The organism is Sporosarcina sp. Y1004, assembly GCF_057669665.1.
Map to the genome: position 1 here is coordinate 80,417 of NZ_JBYHFQ010000005.1, position 13,569 is coordinate 93,985.

Genomic DNA, 13,569 nt, shown 5'->3' on the forward strand with positions numbered 1-13,569 from the left:
CCGCGGTTCTATTTATTTATTCTATTTTGCGTATAGTAAAGTTATCCTCCAAAAGCAACCAATTTTGTGGGAACGCCAACCCTAACTTCCAATACATAATTCCTCGTAAATTAAACTGTTTAATTAAGTCAAATTTTGCTTGAATGCTACGAGCATCTTCAAACCATACTTCATGTTGAACACCTGTGTCGTCTGTGTAGTTGAAATGAGGCGCCTGCGCTACATAATCGTACTGAATGTCAACCTCTTCCTCTACCGCAAGTGCTATTGCCTGTTGTGGGCTAAGCGCCACAGCAGCAGACCCGCCTTGACTAGGGTAAGGAGACGACCAGTCATAGCCATAAAGATTTTGGCCCAAGAATATTTTTTCACTCGGGATTTGAGTGACAGCATACTCAACTACATTCCGTACAGGGCCGATTGGACTAACTGCTTGCGGATCGCTGTACGTATAGCCCCATTCATATGTCATTAGGGAAACGAAATCCGCAATTTCCCCGTGGGTACGATAGTCATGGGCGCCGTAAATCCCTGTCCGGACGTCGCTTGTCATAGGCGCAAGCGCAGTGGAAATTGTGAACCCGGCTTGATGGATGCGATCTCTCGCTTTTCGAAGGAAACTATTGTACAGTTCGCGATCCTCCGGATGTAATAGCTCAAAATCAAAATGGATGTCCTTATATCCGACATCATTGGCAACCTGAATGAGATTTCCGAACAGGCGGTTTTGAGCCGCTTCGTCTGTAAATAATACATGTGCAAGATCCGGATTGAATGCGAACTCTTCCAAGTTCGTTACGACTAGCGCATTTGCCGCACCCGCAGATTGGGCGATATTCGGAATATCATCCAGCGGAGGCGCTTTTAATGAACCGTCCCGCTGTGCTTCATAGCTGAACATAGCGAGATACGTCAGTGCACCGGCCCGATTTCTCACTTCATCAATCATCGTTTGAGTGACCGGGGTCCGTGGTTCAACGTAAAGTAATGATTCAGCCGACTTTTTCGGTTTTGGCGGGATGTATAGTCGCTGGCCGATTTGAAGAGTTTGTGTTGGTGAAATCCCGTTGATTGTTGCTAGCTCATTGACTGTCATACCATACAATCCGGCAATGACATACAGTGATTGACCTGGCTGAACCCAGTGGAAGCTACCAGTTGTCGGAATGACTAAGGCTTGACCAACAACGAGCCGTGATGGGTCCGGCAATTCATTAGCTTGTGCAATTTCCGTGTAATTAATTCCATAAGCCTGAGCAATCCCATACAAACTTTGCCCTTTTTGAACCACATGAATCTGCATACTCATCATCTGCCTTTCATAGACAAAATTGTCCTCTACCTTAGACTATTTTTGTGAGGAAGAAGTTATGCATCATTTTTTTAATTGAAGATCTTTGCGTATAACTATTACATGACAAACCATACTACTGTTGATGAAAAACTTTATTATTAGGAGGAATTATTTAAGTGACGCAAAATCCATTCAGTCAATCTCAAAATCAAACTCATGAGAACATGCATACGGGTACTGTTCCTCAACAAATGAACCACGGCGGTCATGAATTATTCGATGTTCATGAGGCACTATCCGGTACGGTGGCAGCCCTGAATCAAGCAATGCTGCTTCGTCCACACGTTCAGGATCCTGAGTTGCTTGATATTTTAGATCGCCAATACCGCTTCACATTAGACGAATATAATATTACTGTTGAAACCTTCAAAACGGGACAGGATCCTTCACATCCGACCGGAAGCTACAAAATGAAACAAGGAAATGATTTTGTTTATGGCATGAAACCCTCGCAACCAAAGAAGCCTATGCAATCTGTTTCAGAAATTTCGGACGAGATCATTTCAGGTTTTCTACTAGGGTCAGCCAAAGCGGCATCATCGATGAAAACGATGGTAGCTACGGAAACCTGTAACCCTGTTCTCCGCCGTGTGTTAGCCGACTCCGTTCCAAACTGTATCGAAATGGCTTATGAACTGTCAATTTATCAAAATAAGCATCATTATTACCAAATTCCACAATTGGCAGAGCAAGATATGCAGCAACTACTAAATGCATTTGCATCATCGACTGGTCAACCGGGTATGCCGAATAACAAACTTCAGTAAAATAACTTTAAACAAAAATCAGGTGCCTACTCAATTTAAAGTGGGCACCTGATTTTTGTTTAATGACTAGGTCTTCATGTGTATTCCAACCAATTATTTTGATTTGGCAACAAGAGATGATGGTACGTCTGCCGTAAAGCGGACAAGTTCTCCAGTCCGAGGATGTATAATTGCTAACGCAGTTGCATGAAGTCCAATACGTTTGATTGGATTTACAGAAGATCCATACTTTTTATCGCCGACTATCGGATGACCGATATCTTCCATGTGCACGCGAATTTGGTTTTTACGACCTGTCTCAAGTTGAACTTCAAGTAACGTGTAATTTGCATTTGACTGCAGTGTTTTATAATGGGTAATAGCATGTTGTCCACCGTTGTCAGTAGGATTAGAATACATTTTATATGTTTTACTTTCTTTTAACCATGATGAAATTGTACCCTCTTTCTTTCTAACTTTACCTTCAACAAGTGCAGTGTACGTACGTTCCTTCACGACCTCATTCCAAGCAGCTTGTAAACCGTTCTTCACTTCTTCGTTCTTTGCAAATAACATCACACCCGAAGTATCCCTGTCAAGGCGGTGAACAATATAAACACGGTTTCTGGAATTGGATTCTTTTACATAGTCCATTAACTGTCTGATAGCCGTCATATCTTCCGGGTTTTTCGATGCGACAGATAGAAGTCCAGCCTCTTTATTAATAACAATAATATCGTCATCCTCATGTAAAATCGTAACACCAACCAGCGTTTCCTCTTTCAATGCTGCTTGATTTTTAAGGATTTCAACACGCTGTCCCGGTCTGAGGGGATGATTATGTTGCGTGATTCCCTTTCCATCAACTGTAACCTGCCCGCGCGTCAGTATCGATTTCACTGAATTCCTACTGCTCTTAGACATCGACTCGAGTAAAAAAGGTAATAGTTCTGTAGGTTCTTTAACCAGATAAATTGCTGTGTCGTCTTTTCTGCTAGAAGAATTCTTATGATTTTTTTTCATAATATAATACGCCTCACTCTCATCTCTTATTATCCTCAAATTGCTACAACAATACAAACGCTGTATGATTAAACATAAGAATTAATTACAAATAGCAAGAAAAAGGGGATTTTTATGCGAGTTGCAATATTCGATTTTGATGGAACACTGTATTCGGATGAGACTTTCCAACTGCTCATGAACCATTTAAGATACCACCCCGTTTACAAATCAAATTATAAGCGTTTTTACCGTGCTATCTTACCTCCATTTATCGGTCATAAGTTAAAGTTGGTTCCAGAGGCTAAGATGAAAGAACGATCCATGCAAGTCTATTTAAACGCACTCCAAATTGCATCCATTGCGGAGATGAATACCTATTTTGGTGAACTAACTGAGAAAGTACGTGAAGGTTTTAATCCTGAAGTCATTGCACGGCTAAAGAAGCATGCGAATGACAATGTACATATAATGCTTGTTTCGGGAGCGTATACTTCTCTTTTAACATCGGTAACCAAAGAATTGCAATTTGACACAATTATCGGCACCGAGATTCCTCTGAATGGAGAAATCATCGATTATAAAACACCTATTTATCATATACAAGGACTACGTAAAAACGAAAAAATCAAGGAAGTTTTAGATGGCTATGATATCGATTGGCAAAATAGTTTTGCATACGGTGACAGCCTGTCCGATTTATCCGTCTTGGAACTCGTTGGTAACCCCGTGGCTGTTAGACCTGAACCAAGGTTACATGCAATTGCTACTGAACGGAAATGGGAAATAGTTTAAACGAAAAATATATTGAAATTAGCCAGTATGACAGATTTTAAGCGTACCCTACGTCCAAACTACAAAAACCAACATCCACTCAAAAGGATGTTGGTTTTTTGTTTATTTCTGTCATACAAATTCGGTTTCTAAATTTCGTTACTGGCGGATAGATGATATGAATAAGTGGTCCAATAGCAAAGGTAACAATGATTGTTCCAATGCCAATAGGTCCTCCAATAAAAAATGCCAAAACTAGGATAAATACTTCCATCACTGTTTTTGTTACAGCCAAACTTTTTCCTGAAAGTGATTGTAAGGCCATCATCAAGTTATCCACAGGATTTCTAGCAAAACTTGATTGAAGTTTAAAGCAAATACCTATTCCAATAATAACAATTCCTGCTGTTAATAAGAAGATTCGCATAGCCATTCCGGTTACCGAGTACGTAGAAAATACGATTAGCAACCAAAAATCGATAAAAGAACCAATGATTAATATTGTTATAATCGCTGAGAAATCCGGTACTTTTTTTAGTAGGACACTATTTATAATGATCAATAGCACGCCAACAATAAAGACCCAACTTCCTACCGTGAATCCAATAATATCTGAAAGCCCCACATACAAAGCATCCCAAGGTCCCGCACCCAAATCAGAAAGAATCATTAAACAAATCCCTAAAGACAATAATGCAAGTCCTATTAAATAAAACAAACCAATAATTACTATATTTCTCATAAAGTCAGCATCTACTTTCACATTTCTAATCTTAGTTGCCTGCCCCTTTTAATGTACCATATTTTTTTCTTGAAGATTCATTATTTCCGATAATTTTATTAAATGAGCTTTTTTTCGAATTTTTTTTGATTTTAAGCAAACACTGATATAAAAGCAATGTAAGCGCTCCATTCGCTAAATTTTCTAATTGTGCAGAATTTTCACTCTTGCATTATTATCTGCTTCATGTTAATAATTTATAACAACAGATAAAAACACTACAATGGAATGGGGTATGTTAAATGACGAGTTCTTACCGGTCATCTTTAGAAATGCATCAAATTCACAAGGGCAAAATGGAAGTTATTTCAAAGGTTCCACTTGAAAATAGTAGGGATCTTAGCCTAGCTTATTCACCAGGAGTTGCAGAACCGTGTATAGAGATTGCCAAAAACCCCAACGCAGTATATGACTACACAATCAAAGGGAATTTAGTAGCAGTGATTACAGATGGATCTGCTGTGTTAGGTTTGGGTGATATTGGACCAGAAGCGGCACTTCCTGTAATGGAAGGTAAAGCTCTATTGTTAAAGAGATACGCCAATATTGATTCGTTCCCAATCTGTTTAGGTACAAAAGATGTGGACACCATCGTCCAAACAATCAAAGCTATAAGCCCGACATTTGGCGGAATTAATTTGGAGGACATTTCAGCCCCGCGCTGTTTTGAAATTGAAAAGAGATTACGCGAGGAATGCAATATCCCAGTATTCCACGATGATCAGCATGGTACTGCTATCGTCGTTGCCGCTGGATTAATTAATGCTATGAAAGTCGTCAAAAAAAATATGGCAACCCTTAGAATAGCTGTAAATGGAGCTGGTGCCGCCGGGATTGCAATTGTAAAACACCTGCTGAACATTGGTTTTGAACAAATTGTCATCTGTGATTCAAAAGGCATTATTTACACCGGCCGTCCTGAAGGCATGAATCCGACTAAAGACGAAATTGCACAAATTACAAACCCAGACGGTCTACAGGGGTCTTTACAAACCGCTATGACAGGTGCTGATGTCTTTATTGGCGTTTCTGCTGCTAATATTTTATCAAAAGATGATATCGACTGCATGAATACAGATCCAATTATCTTTGCTTTAGCTAATCCCGACCCTGAAATTGCACCTGCTTTAGCGAAGGAATTAGGGGTACGTATTATGGCAACAGGTAGATCCGATTTTGCAAATCAAGTGAATAATGTGCTTGCATTTCCAGGTATTTTCCGAGGCGCTCTAGATGTGCGTGCAACCGAAATCAACGAAAGCATGAAGCTTGCAGCTACTTTTGCCATTGCTTCTGTCATTGACGATTCCGATTTGCATGAAGACTATATTGTTCCTGATCCTTTTGATGAACGCGTTGTAAAAGCGGTCACAGAAGCTGTGAGTAAAGCGGCAATAGAATCAGGGGCTTCTGCCCTTTCGCTCGCTGTCCATTAAATAGAACCAGTATAAAAACGTCGTAAAAAAGGGATACCTCCCTTTTTTCGACGTTTTTTTCAACTTTCCGCATTTTTCTTCATTTCAATTTGGAGACTGCCGTTTGTACTTCAGCAAAGAATACGTGTTCAACTTTACCAACACCCTGCTTTTTTAATTGTTCGTACAACCACTCTTCCGTCAGATTCAGCTCTCTTAAATTCCTTTTGGCAATTTTCCCTTCTGCAATTAGTTCAGTCGGAATATATTTGGGAGCAGGAGCGCTAGCATTTACGTCTTTTTTTGTAGCCCCTTGTAATTCCACTTTCTTTAAGACACTTAACTGTCCATTTGTTTCAAGAAGCGCATAATGGACGTCTGTATATGAAAAAATACTTTGTTCACGCAACATCATCGTTAAATCATTTAAATGCAGACGTAATTTCTTCATTGACTCTTCAACGAGTTTTCCTTCATATATGACAATAGTCGGCTGATCATCTAGTATTATTCGTGCTTTCTTAGATTTAAATGCAATATAACTCATTAGCATTGTCAAAGATGCCCACCAGATCATTGAAATCACCCCATTTAAAAATGGCGTTCTAGATTCTCCTGCTATATCTGCTGCAATTGACCCAATTGTAATACCGGTAACATAATTGAAAAGTTAGCTGAGAAATTTGCTTTTTCCCTAAAAACCGGGCAAGTATAAGAAGGACTAGAAATGCAGACGTTGTCCTAATGATCATTTCCCAAAAATCCACTTCTAAAAATTTATCCAAAACCACACCTCCACTATAGAGGAAGTGTTCCATTATTACCTATCGCCTATACATGTTAGTATCTTGAAGTTTAATTATTAAAAAGAGAGCACATCCAATAGCCATGTGAAATGACTGTTGGAAAGCTCTCTCTGTATCAATTACCATGTTTGGATTCAAATCAAGTGAGCGTGACCTGTTCATTCAGTATTTTCCTCTTTTTCTTCCTGCTTGTGATTCAACATGAAACGTGTCGAATTTTGTTCCTGTCCGCTCAGTACTTTAGGAACGCGCGAAGTTGTCGTATTATAGCTGCCTTCTATTTTTCTTGTTAAAAAGGATGTTCGCTCGTAAAGGGCAGAGCGGAGATTATCCAGTTGTCTTACTACCTTCTCCAACAATCCCTCTTGGTTGTCCAACCTTATGATTACATCCTTTTGAACGTTCTTATGCTGCGAAAATTGGTCAGATAATCGCTGTTGCTGATTCATCTGCTCATTTATTTTAAAGAGTACTTCCTCGTTTGCAGATGTAATTATTTCAATGCGCTTTATAATTTCTTGATTTGATTGACTTATACCCTTTACTTGCACATTACAATCCTGATTCGAATTTCTCAGGTTCCAAAACCTCTCAAGAAGCACTTGATTCTTATCTTCTAATTTCGAAAACGAATTTTGTGCTTCCTTCTCAAAACTTTCACGACGGATATCATTTTCTTTTAATCCCGATAGTTGTTCATGGATTGATATCATTCGATTTGATTGTGCTTTACTTTGTCGTTTCAGTAAGTTCTCCATCATATTAAACCGGCGGTTGGTTGTTTCGGTCGCTTCCTTCTGTTCTTTCATCCATTCCGCTAAAGGGTCTATTTTGAAGTGTTCTTGATTTTGATTTTTAATGTCCTCATTATTTTTAAAGACATTCGGATGCCCTTTTTCATTGATAAACAACCCCACACTTTTTCCCCCTTTGTCGTATTATCTTATGCACTATACGATAAAAAGGTCATTAAACAGTTATTCCCACACATAAGGCGTTTCTTGATAGACATAATAATTAAGCCAATTTGAGAAAAGCAAATGAGTATGTGAGCGCCATGTGTTCAAAGGTTCTTTAGTGGGATCATCATTCGGAAAATAGTTTTGTGGTATCTCAATGTCTACCCCTCTTTTAAGGTCACGTGCATATTCCTCCGCAAGTGTATCCGCGTCATATTCCAAATGACCTGTAACCATAATATGTTTGTTGTCTTTGGAAAGGACTATGAAAGCTCCTGCATCTTCAGACTTGGCGAGTAGAAGTAAACGAGGATCATTTTCAATTTCTTCTATTGAGACAGACGTATAACGTGAATGCGGCGCTCTGAATTCATCATTAAAGCCTCGTGAAAGATTGATGGTAGGATCGGATAAACGATGTGTAAAAACGCCTGAGCATTTTTTCGGCAATTCAAATTTTCCAATTCCATAATGATGATAAAGAGCTGCTTGAGCACCCCAACAAATATGTAAAACTGATGTTACATTTAATTTTGACCATTCCATAATTGCCATTAATTCTTTCCAGTAGTTAACATCTTCAAATTCCAAATGCTCAATAGGTGCACCGGTAATGATCAAGCCATCGAAACGGCGATGTTTCACTTGTTCAAATGTCGCATAGTATGCATCTAGATGTGTTTTACTAACATTTTTCGAATCATGTGTTGCTGTATTCAAAAATGTAACATTTACTTGCAACGGTGTATTTCCCAGCAATCGTAGTAGCTGTAACTCAGTTCTTTCTTTCTCAGGCATTAAATTTAGAATTGCAATAGTCATAGGACGTATATCTTGAGATGTTGCACGATCTTCATCCATCACGAATATTTTTTCCTTCTTCAATAGTTCTACTGCCGGTAATTGTTTCGGTATATTGATTGGCATTTGTCGTATCCCCTTTTCGATTTTATATGTATGATTTTTTAAATAGCGGTAGGCTCCTGCAACTCGATGCAATTCATCTTGAAAACCTTATAACTTCCTACCTTTTTAAAATATAAAAAACCCTTTTTTCTGTATGATAAGAAAAGAGGGTTCTTTTTAGGCTCTAAGCTCTTATCTCTCAAGAATTGATCTTGTTGGAGGTAGCACCTTCCTGACTAGGTCAGAGGTTGCTGAAGCTTCACAGGGCCAATTCCCTCTACTTCTCTTGATAAGAATATTTAATTAACTTCCATTATACTACTTAACTTACTATTGTAAAAGGTCTTTTTCTATTGCAAAAATTTTCATCGGATAAATCCCTCTTATAAAGCCACCTTAACAAAGTACTTATTGAAATGAAAGGAGCTGTTACAATGGGGAGAGATGACAACAAAACTGGCGGGAACAATGCGCGTTCGTTACCGCAGACACCGAAAAACCAAAAAATTAAACCTGGTGACATGAGTGAAGAAATTGCTCGCGAGTTTGCTGAACTGAGTTCCCTGAAACCAAAGCGAGAACGTATGAATCCAAATGCAAGAAAAAGAAAATGAGTAAGTAAAACGATGAACCCTCGCGCCAGCGTCATGCTGACGCGGGAGTTTATTTATACTCAGTCTGCGTTCTGCGCTTGCTTTAAATCTTCCTTTATCCCCTATAATCGCTCGGGATGCTGCCTTCCTTTTCTACTTCCACATTCCATGCAACAATTGTTGTACTGTCTCGTACATTTTGTCTCTCAATTTCCGTTAACAACTGTGAAATACCTTCATCGAGTTTTTTTCATTCAGCTCAGCAACAAGATTTGATGGATTCGAAAAAGGTTCACCTGGGCATTCCACCAAACCGTCAGTCGTCAAAAAAATAAGGTTGTTACCTTTTCTCAATTCTCTTGTTCCTGAAGTGTAGCATGGTACTGCTTGCTCAAACGTATTCACCTGACCAATCCACTCGAAGAATTGCCTTTGGTTGAGTTGAAATTGGTTCAGCGCAATCAGATCCGGATGTAATACGTATACTAGGCAATCTCCAACGGAAAACCACCATACATAATTAGCTTTCCTCACTACGATAAGACAAGCCGTTTCTCCTGTGACACACCTGCATTTGTCCAAAAACTTCTTGGATTGAAAAATCTCAAGGAGCTTTACTTCCAAATATTTAAAATCAAGAAAACCCTTTATGTTTATAATCTCTACAAAATCACTTTTAAACTGTTCAAGTGTATCAATGACAAGTTTCGCACTTTCGGCACTTTTATGTGCATCCAAAATAGCCGCGAATTCCCAATCCTCATTTTGCCAAATAACAAAGCCATCCTCGTTCTTGGTTTGTCCCGCTGAAGAATTGCCTCCAAAACGACCAACTGCCATCCGATTAACCCACCGAACATCCCGTTCATCGATAAAGTCCTTTTCACTTCCAACCCAAGAGTGATTATTCATGAACGCTCGACCAATCGATATGGCCTCACTTCATAACCCTCATAGGCAATCGTCTCTTTATTCAAGGCATCCTTCACTCTAGAAACGAATTGCGGGCGTTTTATCCAGTCTTCTACTTGTTCTTTATCAAAGTCAACAAATTGTACGTCAATCGTTTCAGGAGGCTGTGCAGCCGGCACACCAGTAATGACTCTCCCACGGAAAACTATAGAGATGATACCCGCCGTGATATTTTGATAAACGCCGACCATGTCACCGATTTCAGCGTAGATGCCTGTTTCTTCTAGCACTTCCCGTTTAACCGCTTCTTTTAACGTTTCACCTGGCTCAACTCGTCCACCCGGCATTTCATATGTATCATTTCGGTGATTGTTCCGTACAAGCAATACCTGTCCTTCCTCATTTACAATGTAACCACTAACAGCAACAATCTGTTTAGATTGCCCATAATCCCCTGTCGAAGTGAAAAACTCTTCATTTGATGAGGTATATAACGAACCGAATGTTTTTCGATGTCTTTGCGCTTGTGTATGCATTTCAGAAGCTCGGATGGCGGCATCCACCGTTTCATAATGTGCTCTGCTATCGTATGACCATAATGCCATAATCTCCGTCAGTTCTTCATCAACCCACCGTCCAACCAGCTGCGCCCCATGCGTCAGCTGATTCGGAAGCAAATAGGTGTGGAAAAACTGTGTAAACGTTTCGTACATCGGCGGTTCTATCTTGTACGTTTTTCTGCGATACAGCATATAATGATTCTCCCTTAAACAAATACATATTTAACGAGCATTTTTCAATAACCGAATTAGACCCAATGTGAAAACAGAAAAGAGTATTAAAGTGAATTTAGGGTCAATGATAGGTCTAAACTTAACTTTTTCCGAATCTATTTCATAGACACCTAGAGGTCGGATGGCAATACGCCCCCCCACCTCCTTCTCCTTGGCCTACCGAAGAGTTTCCAGTTTCTTCTGAATAACCCCCTCCTCCGCCAACGATATAATTGATTTTTGCTACAGGAAGAACTTTTTTGTTTTTAAATTCAACCGGTTCACCGAAAACCAACGATACGTCCCGCTGCCGTCTAAATTTTTCAAATATCCTTCCAACTGGTGATTGGTATACAGCAGTTTTTTCAGCGTCCATTTCTCTTACTCTCTTAATTTTTCATCATTACTGGGATTCCGTTTTAATATTGAAATTCAACTCTTACAGTAGCGTTAATCGTGATTTGTCCTTGTTCAATCGGAGTTGCCACTGCCATTTCCTTCGCTGAAAAAGAACGATATAAGATGGGTTCTGCTTTTAATTCTTCTACAATTTTAATTGGCTGAGGGTCAAGTTGCAGCTGCATTGTCGCAGCAATGGTTTGCGCTTTAACGAGAGCATTTTTCAATGCTAGGCTCAATGCTTCTTGATAATGAAGTTGTTCATCTTCAACAGTGAACTGAATGTTTGAAACCCTGTTAGCTCCGTTTTGAACAGCCACGTCTATCACATTTCCAACTTGATCAATGTCTGAAATTTTTACAGTGATTGCATTTGTCACTTCGTATCCTCTAAATATTTGTTCACCTTCAATATAGTCATATTCAGGAAGTATATTATACGAAACGGTTTGTATATTTCTCCTTGCAATTCCTAATTTAAATAATGATTCAATGACTTGATTCATCAAATAAGCATTTTCTTGCTGTGCATGGCTAAGTTGTTTAGCTTCTGTAATTACTTCCAATTGAATTTGAGCTGTATCCGGGGCAACTGAAAGACTCCCAATCCCAGTAACAGTCATAACGCGATGTTGCGGTCGATACATTTGTTGTGCGTAAGGATAATACATTTGCCTCCACCTTTCCTGAGCATCATTATGCCTCTTTAGATAGTATGCTGATTGCTCGGAAAAGATAATTGCAGTTGTACTAAACAGAGAACTGAAACCTAACTATTAACGGAGATAAATTCACTTTTCAAGAACTTCAAAAACGTCTATATTGGATTTATCGCCAATTATTGTAATGTTTACAACCATCTTAATAACCTAAAAAATGGATGTTAAATTCATGACAGGTTCTTAACTTCTATTCCCGTATATACCTTATTTACACAAAATTTTTTAATTATTTCTTGGGCAATAATCTAGATAATCTTCTTAACTTTTTTATTTTCACATTTCACCCCATCCATATGCGACTTCACTCAAATTCTTACCAGCAATTTCGATATCTTCAATTTCAATTTTCTTACCACCTAACGCTTCATAGAATAGGCAAGCCGGGTTCTCTTCTATCGCCCATATGAGCATTGAGTTAAAATTATTATCTTTCAAATCTTCCACAACCGCCTGAAAAAGCAATCGCCCGATCCCTTGTCCTTGGTATTCTTTCAAGAGATAAATCGCATATAATTCCCCTGTATAGGCTTCATATTTCCCAGTACGTTCTTTTCCACCTGTAGAAAATCCGATGACTTGACCATTTTCATCTTCCGCTATGTATACGTGATTCTCTGTTATCCCCTTTTTCCATATTAGCTCACGCTTCTCGTAGGAAAGGCTTTCTAAAAAAGTGTCCGGTACAATTCCTTTGTATGTCGTTCTCCAACTATCCACATGTACTTTTGCAATTCCTTTTGCATCTTCTACCTTTGCTTTTCGAATTAATATCTCACTCACTCCTCATCGTTATAAGAAGACCTGGAAAACAGGTCGACCAACTATAAAAAGTTATTTTGGACGTGCCTCATAGGGATGGATTTGACCTATTATGCCTACCTTTTCATCTGTTTCAATTTGCTTAATCACTCCATTTGCAATCTCATTATGCGTAAGCCAACGTGAACCACTGTCTTCCAATACAAACCCCAAATAGATTTTCCGGTATTTGCACGAGCTAGGAATACGGATATGTTCATCTTCGAAATACCGCCGGCTTCCCTTTACATGAAATACACGAAACGGTACTTCTCCAGGGTTCATTTCACAAATACGCTCAAGCACACTGTAATTTGGTGTCCAACTGATAATAAGATCAAACTGACCACGTTCTCTAAGCGCTATATTAATTTCGTCATATATATCATCTGTATCGTAATCAGTCATAAGGGGAAATATAGAATTTGGCGCACTTTCTTCTTGCAATCGTTTAAATTTCGACACTGTACGCCCAATGACAGAAACAGAATAATCTTCACCTGCAAGGTAAATACAAACTCCGGCAAGCATACCCGTACCACCAATGATTAGAGCATGATTGTTCCTTTTCATCCATTTACCCTCTATTCTAAAAGTTGTTTGTGGGATCTACTAAATTAATACCCACC

General features: G+C 39.0%; 15 protein-coding genes, 1 pseudogene and 1 riboswitch. Of the genes and pseudogenes, 4 read left to right on the plus strand and 12 right to left on the minus strand.

Annotation, left to right across the window (positions count from 1 at the left end; genetic code table 11):
- Positions 1-16: 16 nt before the first annotated feature.
- Complete coding sequence (locus AC25Y6_RS05330; RefSeq protein WP_488142327.1) at positions 17-1,303, minus strand: LysM peptidoglycan-binding domain-containing protein; 1,287 nt, start codon at positions 1,301-1,303, stop codon at positions 17-19.
- Between the two features lie 167 nt (positions 1,304-1,470).
- On the opposite strand from AC25Y6_RS05330, the gene AC25Y6_RS05335 reads away from it, so the two are divergent.
- Complete coding sequence (locus AC25Y6_RS05335; protein ID WP_488142264.1) at positions 1,471-2,121, plus strand: spore coat protein; 651 nt, start codon at positions 1,471-1,473, stop codon at positions 2,119-2,121.
- A gap of 93 nt (positions 2,122-2,214) precedes the next feature.
- Here the strand turns inward: AC25Y6_RS05335 and AC25Y6_RS05340 are convergent, their stop codons facing one another.
- A complete protein-coding gene (locus AC25Y6_RS05340) occupies positions 2,215-3,123 on the minus strand; it encodes an RluA family pseudouridine synthase (RefSeq protein ID WP_482099932.1) in 909 nt (302 codons plus the stop codon).
- 114 nt (positions 3,124-3,237) lie between these two features.
- Here AC25Y6_RS05340 and AC25Y6_RS05345 point away from each other — a divergent pair, with 114 nt between their 5' ends.
- Complete coding sequence (locus tag AC25Y6_RS05345) at positions 3,238-3,897, plus strand: HAD family hydrolase (protein ID WP_488142265.1); 660 nt, start codon at positions 3,238-3,240, stop codon at positions 3,895-3,897.
- A gap of 79 nt (positions 3,898-3,976) precedes the next feature.
- On the opposite strand, the gene AC25Y6_RS05350 is transcribed toward AC25Y6_RS05345, so the two are convergent.
- Positions 3,977-4,639 carry a YczE/YyaS/YitT family protein gene (locus tag AC25Y6_RS05350; protein WP_488142266.1) on the minus strand — a complete coding sequence of 221 codons (663 nt, stop codon included), beginning with the start codon at positions 4,637-4,639 and terminating at the stop codon, positions 3,977-3,979.
- A 260-nt stretch (positions 4,640-4,899) separates the two neighbouring features.
- On the opposite strand from AC25Y6_RS05350, the gene AC25Y6_RS05355 reads away from it, so the two are divergent.
- Positions 4,900-6,093, plus strand: coding sequence for an NAD(P)-dependent malic enzyme (locus tag AC25Y6_RS05355; RefSeq protein WP_482105143.1), 1,194 nt, complete (start codon positions 4,900-4,902; stop codon positions 6,091-6,093).
- 79 nt (positions 6,094-6,172) lie between these two features.
- Here the strand turns inward: AC25Y6_RS05355 and AC25Y6_RS05360 are convergent.
- From AC25Y6_RS05360 to metA, 3 genes and pseudogenes are all read right to left on the minus strand, one after another.
- Positions 6,173-6,824: pseudogene (locus AC25Y6_RS05360) on the minus strand (DUF421 domain-containing protein).
- 212 nt (positions 6,825-7,036) lie between these two features.
- Complete coding sequence (locus tag AC25Y6_RS05365) at positions 7,037-7,795, minus strand: hypothetical protein (RefSeq protein WP_488142267.1); 759 nt, start codon at positions 7,793-7,795, stop codon at positions 7,037-7,039.
- 60 nt (positions 7,796-7,855) lie between these two features.
- Positions 7,856-8,764, minus strand: a complete 909-nt coding sequence (gene metA / locus AC25Y6_RS05370) for a homoserine O-acetyltransferase MetA (RefSeq protein WP_488142268.1) — start codon at positions 8,762-8,764, stop codon at positions 7,856-7,858.
- A gap of 168 nt (positions 8,765-8,932) precedes the next feature.
- Positions 8,933-9,039: riboswitch (SAM riboswitch) on the minus strand.
- 138 nt (positions 9,040-9,177) lie between these two features.
- Here metA and AC25Y6_RS05375 point away from each other — a divergent pair.
- Positions 9,178-9,357, plus strand: a complete 180-nt coding sequence (locus tag AC25Y6_RS05375) for a hypothetical protein (protein WP_482099939.1) — start codon at positions 9,178-9,180, stop codon at positions 9,355-9,357.
- 195 nt (positions 9,358-9,552) lie between these two features.
- Here AC25Y6_RS05375 and AC25Y6_RS05380 read toward each other — a convergent pair whose 3' ends face one another.
- The 6 genes from AC25Y6_RS05380 to AC25Y6_RS05405 all read right to left on the minus strand — a co-directional run bounded on the left by AC25Y6_RS05380 (position 9,553) and on the right by AC25Y6_RS05405 (position 13,513).
- Positions 9,553-10,248 (minus strand): PP2C family serine/threonine-protein phosphatase, encoded by a 696-nt coding sequence (locus tag AC25Y6_RS05380; RefSeq protein WP_488142269.1) that lies wholly within the window; start codon positions 10,246-10,248, stop codon positions 9,553-9,555.
- Positions 10,245-11,000: an NUDIX domain-containing protein gene (locus AC25Y6_RS05385; RefSeq protein WP_488142270.1), complete on the minus strand. Its 756-nt coding sequence runs from the start codon at positions 10,998-11,000 to the stop codon at positions 10,245-10,247. Before AC25Y6_RS05385 ends, AC25Y6_RS05380 begins: the two co-directional genes overlap by 4 nt.
- Before the next feature lie 142 nt (positions 11,001-11,142).
- A complete protein-coding gene (locus tag AC25Y6_RS05390) occupies positions 11,143-11,397 on the minus strand; it encodes a hypothetical protein (protein ID WP_488142271.1) in 255 nt (84 codons plus the stop codon).
- A 43-nt stretch (positions 11,398-11,440) separates the two neighbouring features.
- Positions 11,441-12,091: an SIMPL domain-containing protein gene (locus AC25Y6_RS05395; protein WP_488142272.1), complete on the minus strand. Its 651-nt coding sequence runs from the start codon at positions 12,089-12,091 to the stop codon at positions 11,441-11,443.
- 324 nt (positions 12,092-12,415) lie between these two features.
- A complete protein-coding gene (locus AC25Y6_RS05400; RefSeq protein WP_482105149.1) occupies positions 12,416-12,922 on the minus strand; it encodes an N-acetyltransferase family protein in 507 nt (168 codons plus the stop codon).
- 51 nt (positions 12,923-12,973) lie between these two features.
- Positions 12,974-13,513: a Rossmann-fold NAD(P)-binding domain-containing protein gene (locus AC25Y6_RS05405; protein WP_488142273.1), complete on the minus strand. Its 540-nt coding sequence runs from the start codon at positions 13,511-13,513 to the stop codon at positions 12,974-12,976.
- Between the last annotated feature and the right edge of the window lie 56 nt (positions 13,514-13,569).